The sequence below is a fragment of the Pedobacter sp. KLB.chiD genome (assembly GCF_047040275.1).
Classification (GTDB): Bacteria; Bacteroidota; Bacteroidia; order Sphingobacteriales; family Sphingobacteriaceae; genus Pedobacter.
On the sequence record NZ_CP178207.1, the window covers coordinates 3,924,059 to 3,940,697 of the forward strand.

Here is a 16,639-nt window from a genome sequence, read left to right on the forward strand (position 1 = left end):
CTTGAGTTCAAATTTTAATAGCTGGATTTAATCATGATCTGACGGTTTGTTGCTGGATTAGTTACACAAGGACTATTAAATTTCAATCATTCTTTATTTTTAGTGTCAATTATAATCGTAACCGGACCATCATTTAATAAAGCTATTTTCATATCGGCACCGAAAATCCCTGTTTTCACTTTTTTCCCCAATAACACCGAAAGTTTATCGATCATTTTCTCATAAAGCGGAATTGCTACATCCGGTCGGGCTGCCCTTGTAAAGCCCGGACGGTTTCCTTTTTTGGTAGAAGCAAATAAGGTAAACTGACTGATCAGTAGGATATCACCTCCAACATCGGCAAGCGCCTTGTTCATCAGTCCGCTTTCATCACTAAAAACACGCATACCGATAATTTTCTGCGCCAACCATTCTAAATCTTCTACAGTATCTGCATCTTCAATACCCAACAATACCAGAAAGCCATTTTGAATGGCACCTGTTATATTACCTTCAACCGTGCAACTGGCCTGTGTAACTCTTTGTAAAACTGCACGCATGTTATACTATTTTTGCTTAAATCTATTGTATGCGTAAGATAGGTATTTTAGTCGTTTTTGTAATTCTCTTCTTCGGGCGTAAACAAAAACGGCTTTTTCACGCTGCTTTTTTTATTGTGGAACGGATTACCTTAACAAAAAGAGACTTGTTATCTTAGCAATAAAACACTCCTCGGATATCGTATGTATCATAACTATTATCCTTATTATTTTACCCTAATGTGCTTGCCATTTTCCTAAATCCTAAACCCTACCACCTAATCAGCGCACTGGCCCAGGTAAAGCCAGATCCAAATGCGGCGAGGCAAACCAGATCGCCACCTTTGATTTTACCTGCCTCCCAGGCTTCGCATAAGGCAATGGGAACAGAAGCAGCCGTGGTATTGCCGTATTTTTGAATATTGTTAAACACCTGATCGTCATTTAATCCCAACAATTGCTGCACATACTGACTGATACGCAGGTTGGCCTGGTGCGGCACCAACAGATCGATGTCTTTTTCAGTTAAATGATTGGCCGCTAAAGCCTCTTTTATGACTTCTGGAAATTTCACTACCGCTTTTTTGAAAACCGAAGGCCCGTCCATATAAGGTAAAGCAGCCCCGCTTTCCAAAATTTCCTGGGTCATAAACAATCCGCCCAATTCCTGTTCCGGATAGGCTGGTTTATCCTTCAGCCATTTATTGGCATGAGACCCGGGATAGTACATGGCCAGGATTTCAGCATCCGCACCATCACTGTGTAAATGCGTACTCAAAATTCCTTTTCCGGTTTCATCTGTAGGCTGTAATACAACAGCACCTGCACCATCGCCAAAAATTACCGATACATTACGGCTACGGGTTTCGAAATCCATGGCGAAAGAATGTTTCTCGCTTCCTACCACCAGCACATTTTTATACATGCCGGTTTTCACAAACTGATCCGCTACTGAAAGCGCGTATACAAAGCCTGAACATTGATTCCGGATATCCAAAGCACCGATTTCGCCCATACCCATTTCCCGCTGCAACAATACGCCACATCCCGGAAAATAATAATCAGGACTTAACGTAGCGAAAACGATAAAATCGACATCTTTGGCGGTAATCCCGGCTCTTTCGATGGCAATTTTGGCCGCTTCAATACCCATGGTAGTAGTTGTTTCCTCATTACGATCGGCAAAACGACGTTCTTTAATCCCTGTACGCTCCTGGATCCACGCATCGTTTGTATCCATAAAACGGCTCAGATCATCATTGGTATACACATTTTTCGGAACGTAGTAACCTATTCCTGCAATTTTAGATTGGTGCATGCTCGTGTTTATATTAGTTGATTAACAAATGTATTAAAAGAGACGTAAGATGTATGAGGTAAGATGGAAAATGTAATGCAAAGTCCAAAAACTCTACGTCTATAGTCTAAAATAATCACAACCATCTTCCATTTAACATATTACATCTTACATAAAAATAGTTATTTTTGCACCATGTCTACAGAAACCAAAGAAGAGACCTTTACGCTCGAAGAGATTTTAACTTCCTTAAAAACCGTACATCGCCTTATTTTGTGGAATGATGATATCAATACTTTCGATCATGTGATTTATTGCATGATGAAGTATCTGGATTATAACGAATCGCAGGCCGAAAAAATTGCATGGAAAGTGCATAACGAAGGTAAATGCCCTGTTTTAGAAGGCTCTTTTACCGAAATGGAAGTATATCGTAAAATATTACAGCAAGAGGGCTTGACGGTTTCGGTTGATTAAAAGGATTATTTTTCTCGCGAACGCGCCTCGCAACATCGTCATTTCGAGCGGAGAGAAACGTAGTTGAGAAATCTATCTAGGCAGATCTCTCCCCGCCTGTACGGGCAGGCATTTCACTGCGTTTCAGTCGAGATGACGACTATTCCACAAAAATTAACTCTCCAATCCTTTTAAAACCGCAATTAATCCTGCCTGCGTAGTTTGGGTTTTATCTTTGGCATACCAGCCGTGAAGTTTTTCCGCCAAAATCGGCATCTCGGTGCTTTCTTTTCTCCACTCTTTTAAAAGTTCCTGTAAAATTTGTGGTCTCGGTCCCCAGGTTGCTAAAACCTGGTCTGCTGATTCATTCAAAACAATTAAAATTGGAATTGCTCTACCCCCATTGGTTAAATGCGCATCAATTAACGGGAGATTTTTGTCTCTAAGTACAAATTTCAGATCAATTTTACCTAACGAAGCCGTTGCGATTTTATTGAACATCGGAACAATCTGAGCAGCATCGCCACACCAGCCCTCGGTAATCACTAAAAACTTATAATTTTTTTCAAGGTGACCGATTACGGATACCAGTTCATCATTTAAGCTAATTGTTTTATCTACGCGGTTCATGCGCTGCACATTCATTTTAGTATAGTGCAGATCGTAAGCTACATCACCAGTGGCTTTTCCCTCCAGCAGAAGTTGATCAACCAATGCCCGGTAGGTTTGATAATCCATGCCCTGTTCGAAAATTTCGCGATAATTTATCATAAGATTTCTTAAAAGTACAGCGCAAAGGAAAGGAGAAATCAGTTGAAAATAATCATGATTTTGCAAGAAAGCGCAAGCGGGTGATTACACCGGTTTTGGGACGACACAGATTTTAGCTTTTCTCTTTCACCCTGTCATTCAGAACGCAGTGAAGAATCTCTTAATTGCGGTTAACAGGGCAACAAGAACATCACCCTGCTTTGTTGCAGTACCGGAGGTTAGATAAACGCGGTTGGAGTGAGCACGACTCCCGGTTTAAATATGGATTTATTGTTTTCCAATGGTTTCACCGGGGAGGAGTAAAACGGAAAACGGGGCTACCGGAACCGAAATGCACCGGAGCATGCTTTTCAAAAAAGTAAGCTTCACAAATTGTTGCTGATTAAACCGCCATCAACTTGGTTACGTGTTGCGTTAAGGCTACAAAATCAGCAACGGTTAACTGCTCGGCGCGTTTCTCAAAGTAGATATGGTTGTCCATTTTATCTTTTGGCATCACTGCAGAAACAGCATTGCGTAAGGTTTTTCTGCGCTGGTTAAAACCGGCCTTAACTACCCGCCAGAATAATTTTTCATCGCAGTCTAAAGTTTCCACCTCATTTCTGGTTAAACGGATCACTGCCGAGTGCACTTTTGGCGGTGGGTTAAAAGTACCTGGTTTAACCGTAAACAGGTATTCAATTTTATAATAAGCCTGCAGAAACACACTTAAAATACCATATTCTTTGCTGCCGGCCGGTGCCGCGCATCGCTGTGCCACCTCTTTTTGAAACATGCCCACCATTTCTACTACTTTATGGCGGTTATCTAAAATCTTAAATAAAATCTGCGATGAGATGTTGTAAGGAAAGTTACCGATGATGGCAAACTGAAATGGAAAAATAGCATCAAAATCGAGTTTTAAAAAATCGCCATTAATTAAACGATCGCCTAATTGCGGATACTTTTCGTTCAGAAAATGGAAAGATTCGGTATCGATATCAATCAGATAAGTTGTTAAATCCTGACGTTGCAGCAAAAAATCAGACAAGATTCCCATCCCTGGGCCTACTTCTAAAACCTGATCATACTGATCGGTATTCACCAAAGCCTCAACAATGCGGTTGGCAATGCCTTTATCGGTTAAAAAATGTTGCCCTAAATGTTTTTTTGCTTTTACTAAACTCATACCCCGTGCCCCTGAAGGGGATTTTAAAATTAAATTTGTGAGCAAAGATAGGCTTATTATTTCTTTGCAGATCAATCTGCGCGCATTGCGGTTTCATTTTTTTTAAAGGGTTTAAGCGAAAATCAGTAATTTGCGCTAAAATTTTCCGGTAATTATGAGCAATAAACTTAAAATTGGCATCAGTATAGGCGACGTAAACGGCATAGGTTTAGAGGTAATCATTAAAACATTATCCAACCCGGCCATTTTAAATTATTGTACTCCAGTTGTTTACGGACATACCAAGATTTCATCTTTTCATAGAAAAGCGAATAATCTGGGCGATTTCAGTTTTAATGTAGTTAGCCAGGCCAGCCAGGCGATGCCTAAAAAGGCTAACATGATCAATTGCTGGGAAGAAGATGTAAAAATCGAATTGGGCCAGGTTACGGCGACAGGTGGAAAATACGCGCTTTTATCATTAGAACGTGCAACGGCCGACCTTGTGAACGGCGATATTGATGCTTTGGTAACCGCCCCCATTAACAAACATAATATCCAGTCAGAAACTTTTTCCTTTCCGGGCCATACCGAGTATTTACAGGAAAAAAGCAGAAGTAAAGATGTGCTGATGTTTCTGATCAGCGAAAATTTGCGTGTTGGTGTGGTAACAGGCCATATGCCGGTAAAAGATGTTCCGGCGGCCATTACAAAAGATAAAATTATAAATAAATTAAAACTGATTAACGAAAGTTTAAAGAAAGACTTCTGGATCGAAAAACCAAAAATTGCTGTTCTGGGATTAAACCCACACGCCAGCGATAATGGCTTGTTGGGTACAGAAGAAGCTGAAATTATTTCGCCAGCCATTCAGGAAGCTTACGATAAAGGCATTATTTGTTTTGGTCCATACCCTGCTGATGGCTTTTTCGGTAACGGCAGCTACAAACAATTTGATGCCGTTTTAGCCATGTATCACGATCAAGGTTTAATTCCTTTTAAAACACTGGCTTTCCACAACGGCGTAAATTATACCGCTGGTTTAAACTTTGTGCGTACTTCTCCCGATCATGGAACAGGTTATGATATTGCAGGTAAAAATTTAGCTGATTCGACTTCGTTTACCGAAGCTTTGTTTTCGGCCATCCACATCGTTAAAAATCGTCGCGAGCAGGAGGAAATGCTGGGCAATCAATTGCGTTCAGGTGGAAAAGTAGTTGAAACGCAGTTTGATATAAAAGATGATGCGTCTTAAAGGTTTGAAGGCTGAAGGTATAAAGGTTGAGGGTTCTTAAAGAGCAGAAAGAGTAAAGCTTAAAGACCAAAGAATGGCATAGGTGCTCCTTTTTTTTTGCAAAGCAAGGCCTTGTGTTTCATCGGTTCTGAAAGCCCTGCCCGTACTGCAGGCGGGCGTTCCAATCTTTTTGGTGATTGCCTTATTAAGCTTGTCGAAGTACTGCAAAAAAAAGGATTTCACTGCTATCAGGTTTATTTTAGGTTAAATTGTGCTGTACACTAAAAAAATGAAACGCGTAAGAGCAAGCGGTCATATTCTCCCAATAATCATTACTGCCCAGTTTCCCTGCACTTATTTATAGTTTGCAAGCAATGGAATATTATCCTTAATTTGGAACGTATCATCAATAAAAAAATAAAATGAAATCACTATCACCCATCATAAAACCCGAAGAACTAACCTGGCTAAACCAGGATGATGAAATCGTCATTATCGATGCCAGTGCAGGATCAAAAGCCAGGTATGATGAACAACACTTAGCAGGAGCATTTTTTGCCGATGTAAACGAAGATTTAGCCAATATAGGCGATTTCGCCATTGGCGGACGCCATCCCCTACCAACTCCTGAGCAGTTTTCTGCTGTATTACAAAGGCTCGGGATTACCGAATATAGCCATGTTATCGTTTATGACGATAAAAACGGCGGTAACGCAGCAGCAAGGTTATGGTGGATGTTAAAGGCTATAGGCCATGAAAAAGTACAGGTAATTGATGGAGGCTTTCAGGCGGCTGTTAAAGCAGGTTTCCCAACCACTGATAAAGTAGAAATTCCAAAATCTGTTGCGCCTTACTTAGTAAAAACATGGGGTTTACCGCTGTCAGACCTTGATGAAGTGGAAAAAGTAGCCAAAACCGACGATTATATGGTGATTGATGTACGCGATGCCAATCGTTTTGCCGGCCTTACCGAGCCAATAGATTTAATCGCCGGACATATTCCCGGTGCCATCAACATTCCTTATACCGAGAATCTAGACGCATCTGGAGTTTTCCTGACTCCTGAAATATTAAAAGAAAAATACGAAGAAGCCTTGGCACATGTGAAGCCTGAAAATGTAATTGTACATTGTGGCTCAGGCATTACCGCTTGCCATACCCTTTTAGCTATGGATTATGCTGGTTTACCCATCCCGAAACTTTATGTTGGCTCCTGGAGTGAGTGGAGCAGAAACAATAAGGAAATGGTGCTGGCAAATCAGTAATTGTTAAATCAGGATACAAATTCCGACTAACGGACTAACTGGAAATCCTATAAGGCCTAAAAATCAAGAGTTAACATCAACAATTTTTAAAAAAACATTTTTAATCTAATATTTTATCCCTACATTTGCAGGCTAAAATTTTACAGTACTTTGAACCCATTAAAACAATTTTCATTACCGTTTACCGGCTTAAAATTGGGAACTCATCAGTTTGATTATGAGCTTGATGATCGCTTTTTTAACGCATTTGAGTATTCGTTAATTAAGAGTGGGAATTTAAGCGTAGACCTGGAACTTGAGAAACAAGAGACCATGTTACTGCTAAAATTCAAAGTTATCGGTACAGTTAATTTAGATTGCGATAAATGTTTATCTGAATTCCCATTGCCGATAAATCTTTATGAAAGGCAGATTGTAAAGTTTGCTGAAGATGAACTGGAAAGTGATGATGAAGAAATTATTTCGCTAAGCCGTAAAGAAACCGAGATTGATATATCCGGTCCTTTATACGAAATGATTAATGTTGCGGTACCTTATATCAAAAACTGCGAACAGGCAGGCAAAAATTGTGATCAGGAGATGATTGACCGTTTAAATCAGTTATCGATCGAAAACCAGGCTGAAGAAAATGAACAAACAAGCGACCCACGTTGGGAAGCCCTTAATAAGTTAAAAAAATAATTAGATTATACACCAATGGCACATCCAAAACGGAAAATCTCGAAACAGAGAAAAAATAAAAGAAGAACACACTATAAAGCTGTAACTCCTTCTTTGGCAACATGCTCGGCAACAGGTGCTATCCACGTACCTCACCGTGCTTACAACGTTGATGGTAACTTATACTACAACGGCAAACTGGTTATTGAAAATACTCAGATAGGGTAATTTTCTTAAAAAATTGTTTGTGTTTTCAGCGGCTTTAGTCATACCTTAGTCAACTGAAAATTCAGGATTACACCTGACTTAACACAAACAGATTTTTTCTATGAAAATAGGCCTCGACATAATGGGCGGAGACTATGCTCCCAAAGCAATTGTTTTGGGAGCAATAGCTGCTCATCAATCGCTTAACGCCGGAGAGCATTTAGTTCTTATTGGCGATACCGAACAGATTAAACCCATTCTTGCAGAAGAAGGTTTTAATCCGGATCATTTTGAATACGTTCATACTGATGAAGTAATTGGTATGGGCGAACATCCCACCAAAGCAATCGTTCAGAAACCAAATTCGAGCATAGCTGTTGGTTTTAACCTTTTAAAAGAAGGTAAAATCGATTCTTTTGCAAGTGCCGGTAACTCTGGAGCCATGCTGGTTGGCGCAGTCTTTAGCGTTAAAACCATTCCGGGCATTATCCGCCCTTGTTTATGTACAATTCTTCCGAAAATTAAAGGTGGCACAGGCCTGTTATTAGATGTAGGCGCAAATGCCGACTGTAAACCTGATATTTTATTACAATTTGGCGTTTTGGGCAGTTTGTATGCAGAAAATCTTTTGCAGATCAAGGATCCTAAAGTTGCCCTGATGAATATTGGTGAAGAAGATGAGAAAGGAAATATGCTAAGCATGGCTACTTTTCCGTTAATGAAAGAAACCAGCCTTTTCAACTTCGTCGGAAATGTGGAAGGCCGGGATTTATTTAACGATAAAGCCGATGTAATTGTTTGTGACGGTTTTACCGGAAATGTGATGCTAAAATTAGCCGAATCGTTTTACGTGCTTACCATCAAAAAGGGATTAAAAGATGAATTTTTCGATCGTTTTAATTATGAACAATATGGCGGAAGCCCAGTTCTAGGTGTTAATGCTCCTGTTGTTATCGGACATGGAATTTCCAGTCCGCTGGCTGTTAAAAATATGGTTCTACAATCCAGAGAAATGATTACTACCGGATTGGTAGAAAAAATTAGAATGGCATTTAAATAATTGATTAAAATTTTTAAAATGAGTAAAATTCACGCTGCTATCACAGCAGTAAATGGTTATGTCCCCGACTATGTGCTTACAAACGCAGAGTTAGAAACCATTGTTGACACTTCGGATGAATGGATTACCAGCAGAACGGGAATTAAAGAACGTAGAATTTTAAAAGGCGAAGGTTTAGGTACTTCCGATATGGCTGTTCATGCGGTAAACGGCCTGCTTAAAAAGAGAGGAATTGATGCAAAAGAAATTGAACTGATTATCTTTTGCACCACTACTCCGGATTTTACTTTCCCTGCAACAGCAAACGTTTTAGCGGATAAAGTTGGTGCTACCAATGCCTGGGGTTACGATTTACAGGCTGCTTGTTCTGGTTTTTTATTCGGTCTTTCTACCGGCGCATCATTTATCGAATCAGGAAGACATAAAAAAGTTCTGGTAGTTGGTGGCGATAAAATGTCGTCAATCATCAATTATGAAGACCGTACCACCTGCATCATTTTTGGAGATGGGTGTGGCTGCGCCTTACTGGAGCCAAATGAAGAAGGCTTGGGTATCCAGGATTCTATTTTAAGAACAGATGGTTCCGGAAGAGATTTTCTGGGCATGAGGGCGGGTGGTTCTGTTAAACCAGCTTCTCACGAGACCATTGATGCCAAAGAACATTTTGCCCACCAGGAAGGACCTACAGTATTTAAATTCGCTGTAACGAATATGGCCGATGTTGCTGCCGAAATTATGGAGCGCAACAGCTTAACTGCTGATGATGTAGCATGGCTGGTACCTCACCAGGCCAACAAACGCATTATTGATGCCACTGCTAACCGCATGGGGGTTACCACTGATAAGGTGATGATCAACATCGAACGTTACGGAAATACCACCAATGGAACCATCCCTTTGTGTTTATGGGAATGGGAAAGCAAGTTGAAAAAAGGCGATAACATCGTTTTAGCTGCATTTGGTGGCGGCTTTACCTGGGGCTCGGTGTATCTTAAGTGGGCTTACGACACTGAGTAATTGGATTGAGCGCCTGGAGTTGAGCGTTAATGAGTTGCTTGATAAATCATCACCACTATTAACTATCAATTATTAAACCATCAACCTTAAACGGTTGCAAAGAAAATAAAACAAAAAAAAGTATAACTTAGTTAATTCAATAAACACTATTTTTTACATAAAAGCCTAAAAAATGGATATCAAACAAATACAGGAACTGATTAAATTTGTTTCTCGTTCTGGAGTAAATGAAGTTGCTATTGAGCAAGAAAACTTCAAAATCACGATCAAAACAAACCAAGCACCGACAGTTGTGCATGCTACCGTACCACAGGCTCCGCTTGTACAGGCTGCAGCTCCTGTTGCCACAGCTCCTACTGCTCCTGCTGCAGCAACACCAGCTGTACCTGTTGCAGAAGACACATCAAAATATATTACGATCAAATCGCCAATGATCGGTACTTTTTACCGTTCAGCCAGCCCTGAAAAACCGATGTTTGTTAATGTTGGGGATGAAATCAGCGCAGGTAAAGTAGTTTGTATTATAGAGGCAATGAAGCTTTTCAACGAGATTGAAAGTGAAGTTTCAGGCAGAATCGTTAAAATATTAGTTGATAATGCATCGCCAGTAGAATACGACCAACCGTTATTTTTAGTAGAACCTATTTAGTTATTAATTACACAGATTAACTAGATAACACCGATTACAGCTGATTAGGGTGGTGATTATTTACCGGATAAATCTGTATAATCATTAAAATCGGTGTAATCAGAAAAGGTAAAATTATGTTTAAAAAAATACTTATTGCCAACAGGGGTGAAATCGCTTTGCGTATTATCCGTACCTGTAAGGAAATGGGCATCAAAACGGTTGCTGTTTATTCCACCGCAGATCGCGAGAGTTTGCACGTACGTTTTGCTGATGAGGCTGTTTGTATTGGCCCGCCACCTAGTAAAGATTCTTATTTAAATATTCCAAATATTATTTCTGCGGCAGAATTAACCAATGCGGATGCGATACACCCAGGTTATGGTTTCTTATCTGAAAACGCCAAATTTTCTAGCATCTGCCGCGAGTATAACATCAAATTTATTGGTGCTACGCCAGAGCAGATTAATGACATGGGTGACAAAGCCTCGGCTAAAGCAACCATGAAAAATGCCGGTGTTCCAACTATTCCAGGTTCGGAAGGTTTGCTTACCAGCGTTAAAGAGGGTATTGCAATTGCCAACGAGATGGGCTATCCGGTTATCCTTAAAGCAACTGCCGGTGGTGGTGGTCGCGGTATGCGTGTGGTTTGGAAAGATGAAGACTTCGAAAATGCCTGGGATAGCGCCCGTCAGGAATCTGGCGCAGCATTCGGCAATGATGGTTTATATTTAGAAAAATATATCGAAGATCCACGTCACATTGAAATTCAGGTGATTGGCGATCAGTTTGGCAAAGCCTGTCATTTATCAGAACGTGATTGTTCAATTCAACGCCGTCACCAAAAATTGGTTGAAGAATCGCCTTCGCCATTTATGACCGAAGAACTGCGTTTAAGAATGGGTGAGGCTGCCATTAAAGGTGCCATGGCTGTAAATTATGAAGGCGCAGGTACTATTGAGTTCCTGGTTGATAAACACCGTAATTTCTATTTCATGGAGATGAATACCCGTATCCAGGTAGAGCATCCGGTTACCGAAGAGGTCATCAACTTCGATTTAATTAAAGAACAGATAAAAGTTGCAGCCGGTATTCCGATTTCAGGTAAAAACTATACTCCTGAAATGCATGCAATTGAGTGCCGTATCAATGCCGAAGATCCGGCAAACAATTTCCGTCCTTCACCGGGCAGGATTACCAATTTCCACTCTCCGGGGGGGCATGGTGTTCGTGTAGATACACATGTTTACGCCGGGTATTCAATTCCTTCCAACTACGATTCAATGATCGCAAAATTAATCTGTGTGGCTCAAACCCGCGAAGAAGCCATTTGCACCATGGAACGTGCGCTAAGCGAATTTGTAATTGAAGGCATAAAAACCACCATTCCTTTTCATTTACAGTTGATGAAAGATCCTAATTTCAGGGCAGGAAATTTCACTACAAAGTTTATGGAAACCTTCGAGTTTTCGGAGTAATATAAACGATTATAAAAATTTAAATCCCATTTTGATAAAACAAAATGGGATTTTTCTTTGTCGGAGAATTAAATTTATTTCAGTGAATTTTATTTTCGGGGATGTGTTCAAGTAGAGTAGATTCAGAACTCAGAATTATCTATCAGGTCAGGAAGTTGAGCAAATCATAAGAATTTGCTCATTAAGTAGGCACTATCAATAATTAACATATTGATTTACACAATATGTTAAAGCATTTCTCATAATAACATAAACTATTTCTATATTTAACACGTAAATACCATTCTATTCAAATAGAATGGTATTTTTGTTTTCAACATGAGCGACATTAAAAAAACTTTACTTACAAAAGCTATCGGTCAAAAGAGCACCAATTTAGAGGCAGAAATGTCTTTTTTCGATCATCTGGATGTTCTCCGTAAACATTTAATCAGAGCCGTAATTGCCATCGCCGTTTTTACGGGTATCGCTTTTTACTTCAATGAAGAAATTCTGGATAAAATAATTTTTGGCCCCAAGAAACCTGATTTTTGGACCTATCGGATGATGTGTAAACTGGTAGAACATTTTCCGTCATTAGGTAAGGATATGTGTATTACCAAGATTAATGGTGAAATTATCAATACCGAAATGGCTGGCCAGTTTAACCTTCAGTTAAATGTTTGCGTAATGTGTGGTATCGTGGTGGGCTTCCCTTACTTATTATGGGAAATCTGGCGTTTTGTTAAACCTGCCCTACACGATAATGAGCGGAAATCGGCGAGTGGTTTTGTATTTTTCGCCTCTTTATTGTTCGTTATTGGTATCTTTTTCGGCTATTTTGTAGTTTGCCCTTTATCGGTTAATTTTTTAACCGGTTATACCGTTAGCGCTGAAATTAAAAATACTTTTACGGTTGATTCCTACCTGTCATCCGTGGCAACCCTTACCTTGGGTACAGGGATTATCTTTGAACTTCCGGTTATCATTTTCATTTTATCCAAACTTGGTTTAATGACCCCGAAACTGATGCGTGCGAGCAGAAGGTATGCCGCCGTAATTATTTTAATTATCGCTGCCATTGTAACACCTACACCAGATATCATGACGATGTTGATTGTAGCTACTCCATTATTCTTATTGTATGAACTGAGTATTTTTGTTTCGGCTTACATCGAAAGGAAGAAGAAAAAAGCCGAAGCTGCATTTTATGCAAACTAACAAAAACATTACGAACTGGATTCACAATTCTCTATACATTTGAAAATGTCTGATACAAAAATAAAAATTGCTATTGGCGCGGATCATGCCGGATTCGAATACAAAGAAATATTAAGAGATTTTTTGCAGGATTACGAAGTAAAAGATTTTGGTCCTTACTCTGCAGATTTGGTCGATTATCCTGATTTTGCACATCCTGTTGCCAGTGCTGTTGAAAACGGAGAATTTACCTACGGCATTTTACTTTGCGGCTCGGCCAATGGTGTGGCCATAACAGCCAACAAACATCAGGGTATAAGAGCAGGCCTCTGCTGGAAAAACGAAGTGGCTTCATTAGTACGCCTTCATAATAACGCTAACGTACTGTGTATCCCGGCCCGTTTTGTATCCGCAGATGAAGCCAAACAAATTACCGAAACCTTTTTAACCACGGCATTTGAAGGTGGCCGCCACCAGAATCGGGTGGAAAAAATTTCTTGCTAAACAGAACTCAACTAACTATTATCATTATGAATAAAAAGTTTTTAACCCTTGGTTTGGCTACACTTGTTACGGCAAGTTGTTTTAGCCAGATTAAACCATTACCCGCCAATAAAGACGCTATTAAATTTAGTAAGGCCATTAATCCTGATAATGCCTATAAGCACCTTTCAATTTTAGCATCTGATGAATATGAAGGCCGCGAAACAGGCACCAAAGGTGCCTGGATGGCTGCAGATTATATCCGCGATTATTTTAAATCAATTGGCTTAAAAGGTCCGGTTAATGGCAGTTATTTCCAGAAAATTAACCTGGTAAATGTTACTTTGAAAGAAAGTCATGTAACCGTTAACGGCCAACCAAAAGAATATCAGAAAGATTATGTTATTTCGCCAAGCTTAATCAGCGATAACGGCTTTACTTTTTCTACTGATCAGATTGTATTTGTTGGTTACGGGATCAAAAAAGACAGCTATAACGATTTTGCCGGAATTGATATTAAAGGCAAAGTGGTAATGATGTTTAACGGCGGCGATCCGACCATTAAACCAGGCACCCGTGTGGACAGGGCTGCTTACCGTGCCATGTTAGAAAGCAGGGCAAAATACTTTGCGGAGAACAATGTTAAAGCCATTATCCTGATCGATCCAGGTGTAGATAGAATTACCGAAAATACGAAACAGGCTCAAAATAACGGCCGTGTAATGGTCAAAACAAATGCCGCTATCGAGGCTCAAAAACAAAATGAAATACCACGCATTTCCATTTCTGTGGCCCTTGCGAACGATTTGTTAAAATCTGTCAACACCACTGCAGCTGATTTACAAAAGAAAATTATTGAAAGCCTTACGCCTGCTTCTCAGGTAGTAAATATTCCTTTTTCAGCAAGTGCCGCCAAAAACGAAGCATCGGTTAGGTGCGAAAACGTTTTGGGTTACTTAGAAGGTTCTGATCCCGTACTTAAGAAAGAAGTATTGATCTTGACCGGTCACTATGATCATATCGGTTTAGAAACTGATCCTAATGCGAAAGATAAAGTAAATAATGGCGCCGATGATGATGGATCAGGTACTACGGGTGTTTTATTAATGGCAAAAGCCTTTACCGATGCCAAAAAAGCAGGTAAAGGTCCTAAACGTAGTATATTATTTATGACTGTGGTTGGAGAAGAAAAAGGCCTTTGGGGTTCTGAATGGTATTCTGAGCATCCTGTTTTTCCGGTTGCCAACACCATTGCCGATTTAAATACCGATATGATCGGTCGTATAGGTGAAGAGTATCTGGGAAAACCAGATTCAGCAAACTACATCTATTCAGTAGGTTCGAGAATGTTAAGCAGCGATCTGGCTAATTTGAGTGAGCAGGTAAATGCCACTTATACCAAAATGAAACTGGATTATAAATATGATGATCCGAAAGATCCTGAGCAGATTTACTACCGCTCAGACCACTATAACTTTGCCAAATTAGGGATTCCGATTATCTTTTATTACGATGGAATGTTACAACAGGATTACCACAAACCTGGTGACGAGGTAAGTAAAATAAACTTTCCACTATTGGCAAAAAGAGCAAAATTAACCTACTTTACCGCATGGGAACTGGCAAACAGGCCTAAACGTCCGGCAGTAGACATGGATGGCAAAGGGAATCCAAAGAAATAATAAACAAAATATTCAGCCTCAACGATATGTTGGGGCTTTTTTATACACATTACTTTTGGTGCCTGCATAAATTCCTATCTTTGGTTTTAGATGAAGCAAAACTAAAAGTGGTTAATCTTCGTTACCCTATAATAAATTGCCATTGATGAAAACTGCCGAGGAATTTTTAGAGAAGTCTGATGAGAAAGCTTTCGATTTACCGCATCGTAAAACCATAAATTATAATATTGGTAAATACAATGCAGCAGTCGAACGCGGCTTATCGAAATTCGAAAACCTCGAGGCCTCTAAGAAAAAAGCACATGTGATCAAATGGCGGGTAATGGAAAACCTCGACAAATTCTTACCCGAATTTGAGTCAAATTTCCAGCGTCGTGGCGGTAAAGTAATCTGGGCAAACGATGCAGCAGAGGCCCAGCAGGAAATCCTCAATATCATTAAAAGAAACAATGGAAAAACGGTCATCAAATCTAAATCGATGACCACTGAAGAAATTCACCTGAACGATTTCCTGGAGCAGAATAATATTGAATCGCTGGAAAGTGATCTGGGCGAATACATCGTGCAGTTATTGGGCCAGGCTCCCTATCACATTGTAACTCCGGCCATGCACTTAAGTGCAACCGATATTGCACAGCTATTTCACGATAAATTTGGTACCCCGCTTGATGCCACGCCACCGCAGCTGGTGCAAAAAGCAAGGGAGCTCCTCAGAGATAAATACTTAAATGCTGATATTGGAATTAGTGGCGGTAATTTTCTGATTGCCGATACCGGAAGTATTGCCATCACCGAAAATGAAGGTAATGCCAGGTTAAGTACCACTTTCCCTAAAATACATATTGCCATTGTTGGTATCGAAAAGGTAATTCCGTCTATGGCAGACCTGGACCTCTTCTGGCCTTTACTGGCTTCGCACGGTACCGGACAAAACCTAACAGTTTACAACAGTATCCTGAGTGGTCCCCGCCAGCCAAATGAAACGGATGGACCTGAAGAAATGTACGTTATCCTGCTGGATAATGGACGCACCAATTTATTGGCGCAAAAGGATCAGCGACAAGGTTTGTACTGCATTCGTTGTGGTGCCTGTTTAAATGCCTGCCCGGTATATAAAAATATTGGCGGACATACCTATAATACCACCTACAGTGGCCCGATTGGCTCGGTAATTACGCCACATTTAAAGGGCATGGAAGAGTTTAAGCATTTGAGCTATGCTTCCAGTCTCTGCGGAAAATGCTCGGAAGTTTGTCCGGTAAAAATCGATATCCATAAAATGTTGTTGCTCAACCGAAGAGATGCTGCAGCTGGTCATGAAAACGGCAAACAGGAAGAAATAGGCTGGAGTATGTTCAGCAAGATGATGCAAAAACGCAAATGGATGGATTTCTTCGGCGGAAAGTTTAAAAACTTTATGCTCAAAACTTTTTTCAAAAAGAGTTGGGGCAAATACCGTGAAATGCCAAAAGTTGCCGATAAATCATTTGCCAAACAGTTTGAGGAAATGAGAAAGGAACGGGAATCTTAATCAGAAACCATTAGTCAAACAACCAA

At 40.1% G+C, this 16,639-nt stretch carries 17 protein-coding genes; 13 read left to right on the forward strand and 4 right to left on the reverse strand.

Annotated elements, in window-relative coordinates:
• Positions 1-86 precede the first annotated feature (86 nt).
• Complete coding sequence (dtd, locus tag ACK1I8_RS16060) at positions 87-539, reverse strand: D-aminoacyl-tRNA deacylase (RefSeq protein WP_412466331.1); 453 nt, start codon at positions 537-539, stop codon at positions 87-89.
• Positions 540-789: 250 nt separating this feature from the next.
• Positions 790-1,836 carry a 3-oxoacyl-ACP synthase III family protein gene (locus ACK1I8_RS16065; protein WP_412466332.1) on the reverse strand — a complete coding sequence of 349 codons (1,047 nt, stop codon included), beginning with the start codon at positions 1,834-1,836 and terminating at the stop codon, positions 790-792.
• A gap of 174 nt (positions 1,837-2,010) precedes the next feature.
• Here ACK1I8_RS16065 and ACK1I8_RS16070 point away from each other — a divergent pair, with 174 nt between their 5' ends.
• Positions 2,011-2,292, forward strand: a complete 282-nt coding sequence (locus ACK1I8_RS16070) for an ATP-dependent Clp protease adaptor ClpS (RefSeq protein ID WP_025143968.1) — start codon at positions 2,011-2,013, stop codon at positions 2,290-2,292.
• 153 nt (positions 2,293-2,445) lie between these two features.
• Here the strand turns inward: ACK1I8_RS16070 and ACK1I8_RS16075 are convergent, their stop codons facing one another.
• Positions 2,446-3,042, reverse strand: coding sequence for a thioredoxin family protein (locus ACK1I8_RS16075; protein WP_412466333.1), 597 nt, complete (start codon positions 3,040-3,042; stop codon positions 2,446-2,448).
• A 382-nt stretch (positions 3,043-3,424) separates the two neighbouring features.
• Positions 3,425-4,210 (reverse strand): 16S rRNA (adenine(1518)-N(6)/adenine(1519)-N(6))-dimethyltransferase RsmA, encoded by a 786-nt coding sequence (rsmA, locus tag ACK1I8_RS16080; RefSeq protein WP_412466334.1) that lies wholly within the window; start codon positions 4,208-4,210, stop codon positions 3,425-3,427.
• A 154-nt stretch (positions 4,211-4,364) separates the two neighbouring features.
• Between rsmA and pdxA the strand changes: the two genes are divergently transcribed.
• From pdxA to ACK1I8_RS16140, 12 genes are all read left to right on the forward strand, one after another.
• Positions 4,365-5,444 (forward strand): 4-hydroxythreonine-4-phosphate dehydrogenase PdxA, encoded by a 1,080-nt coding sequence (pdxA, locus tag ACK1I8_RS16085; protein ID WP_412466335.1) that lies wholly within the window; start codon positions 4,365-4,367, stop codon positions 5,442-5,444.
• Positions 5,445-5,845: 401 nt separating this feature from the next.
• Positions 5,846-6,688, forward strand: coding sequence for a sulfurtransferase (locus ACK1I8_RS16090; protein WP_412466336.1), 843 nt, complete (start codon positions 5,846-5,848; stop codon positions 6,686-6,688).
• A 150-nt stretch (positions 6,689-6,838) separates the two neighbouring features.
• The gene (locus ACK1I8_RS16095; protein WP_412466337.1) at positions 6,839-7,369 is read left to right on the forward strand and encodes a YceD family protein; all 531 of its coding nucleotides are present in this window, start codon (positions 6,839-6,841) and stop codon (positions 7,367-7,369) included.
• A 15-nt stretch (positions 7,370-7,384) separates the two neighbouring features.
• Positions 7,385-7,576: a 50S ribosomal protein L32 gene (gene rpmF, locus ACK1I8_RS16100; RefSeq protein ID WP_025143959.1), complete on the forward strand. Its 192-nt coding sequence runs from the start codon at positions 7,385-7,387 to the stop codon at positions 7,574-7,576.
• 100 nt (positions 7,577-7,676) lie between these two features.
• Positions 7,677-8,615, forward strand: a complete 939-nt coding sequence (gene plsX / locus ACK1I8_RS16105) for a phosphate acyltransferase PlsX (protein ID WP_412466338.1) — start codon at positions 7,677-7,679, stop codon at positions 8,613-8,615.
• Positions 8,616-8,633: 18 nt separating this feature from the next.
• Positions 8,634-9,632 carry a beta-ketoacyl-ACP synthase III gene (locus ACK1I8_RS16110; RefSeq protein WP_412466339.1) on the forward strand — a complete coding sequence of 333 codons (999 nt, stop codon included), beginning with the start codon at positions 8,634-8,636 and terminating at the stop codon, positions 9,630-9,632.
• 172 nt (positions 9,633-9,804) lie between these two features.
• The gene (gene accB / locus ACK1I8_RS16115; protein WP_293790062.1) at positions 9,805-10,281 is read left to right on the forward strand and encodes an acetyl-CoA carboxylase biotin carboxyl carrier protein; all 477 of its coding nucleotides are present in this window, start codon (positions 9,805-9,807) and stop codon (positions 10,279-10,281) included.
• 116 nt (positions 10,282-10,397) lie between these two features.
• Positions 10,398-11,738 (forward strand): acetyl-CoA carboxylase biotin carboxylase subunit, encoded by a 1,341-nt coding sequence (gene accC / locus ACK1I8_RS16120; protein WP_412466340.1) that lies wholly within the window; start codon positions 10,398-10,400, stop codon positions 11,736-11,738.
• Between the two features lie 318 nt (positions 11,739-12,056).
• Positions 12,057-12,938, forward strand: coding sequence for a twin-arginine translocase subunit TatC (gene tatC / locus ACK1I8_RS16125; protein ID WP_412466341.1), 882 nt, complete (start codon positions 12,057-12,059; stop codon positions 12,936-12,938).
• 45 nt (positions 12,939-12,983) lie between these two features.
• Positions 12,984-13,421, forward strand: a complete 438-nt coding sequence (gene rpiB / locus ACK1I8_RS16130) for a ribose 5-phosphate isomerase B (RefSeq protein ID WP_412466342.1) — start codon at positions 12,984-12,986, stop codon at positions 13,419-13,421.
• Positions 13,422-13,447: 26 nt separating this feature from the next.
• On the forward strand, positions 13,448-15,082 hold the full coding sequence (locus tag ACK1I8_RS16135) for a M28 family peptidase (protein WP_412466343.1): 1,635 nt from the start codon (positions 13,448-13,450) through the stop codon (positions 15,080-15,082).
• 142 nt (positions 15,083-15,224) lie between these two features.
• Positions 15,225-16,613 carry a LutB/LldF family L-lactate oxidation iron-sulfur protein gene (locus ACK1I8_RS16140; protein WP_412466344.1) on the forward strand — a complete coding sequence of 463 codons (1,389 nt, stop codon included), beginning with the start codon at positions 15,225-15,227 and terminating at the stop codon, positions 16,611-16,613.
• The last annotated feature ends 26 nt before the right edge of the window (positions 16,614-16,639 follow it).

Coding starts and splice junctions, on each gene's coding strand:
- rpiB (WP_412466342.1), top strand. CDS start 12,984: ATGTCTGATACAAAAATAAAAATTGCTATTGGCGCGGATCATGCCGGA.
- pdxA (WP_412466335.1), top strand. CDS start 4,365: ATGAGCAATAAACTTAAAATTGGCATCAGTATAGGCGACGTAAACGGC.
- ACK1I8_RS16070 (WP_025143968.1), top strand. CDS start 2,011: ATGTCTACAGAAACCAAAGAAGAGACCTTTACGCTCGAAGAGATTTTA.
- ACK1I8_RS16135 (WP_412466343.1), top strand. CDS start 13,448: ATGAATAAAAAGTTTTTAACCCTTGGTTTGGCTACACTTGTTACGGCA.
- rpmF (WP_025143959.1), top strand. CDS start 7,385: ATGGCACATCCAAAACGGAAAATCTCGAAACAGAGAAAAAATAAAAGA.
- accC (WP_412466340.1), top strand. CDS start 10,398: ATGTTTAAAAAAATACTTATTGCCAACAGGGGTGAAATCGCTTTGCGT.
- accB (WP_293790062.1), top strand. CDS start 9,805: ATGGATATCAAACAAATACAGGAACTGATTAAATTTGTTTCTCGTTCT.
- ACK1I8_RS16075 (WP_412466333.1), bottom strand. CDS start 3,042: ATGATAAATTATCGCGAAATTTTCGAACAGGGCATGGATTATCAAACC.
- dtd (WP_412466331.1), bottom strand. CDS start 539: ATGCGTGCAGTTTTACAAAGAGTTACACAGGCCAGTTGCACGGTTGAA.
- rsmA (WP_412466334.1), bottom strand. CDS start 4,210: ATGAGTTTAGTAAAAGCAAAAAAACATTTAGGGCAACATTTTTTAACC.
- plsX (WP_412466338.1), top strand. CDS start 7,677: ATGAAAATAGGCCTCGACATAATGGGCGGAGACTATGCTCCCAAAGCA.
- ACK1I8_RS16110 (WP_412466339.1), top strand. CDS start 8,634: ATGAGTAAAATTCACGCTGCTATCACAGCAGTAAATGGTTATGTCCCC.
- ACK1I8_RS16090 (WP_412466336.1), top strand. CDS start 5,846: ATGAAATCACTATCACCCATCATAAAACCCGAAGAACTAACCTGGCTA.
- tatC (WP_412466341.1), top strand. CDS start 12,057: ATGAGCGACATTAAAAAAACTTTACTTACAAAAGCTATCGGTCAAAAG.
- ACK1I8_RS16065 (WP_412466332.1), bottom strand. CDS start 1,836: ATGCACCAATCTAAAATTGCAGGAATAGGTTACTACGTTCCGAAAAAT.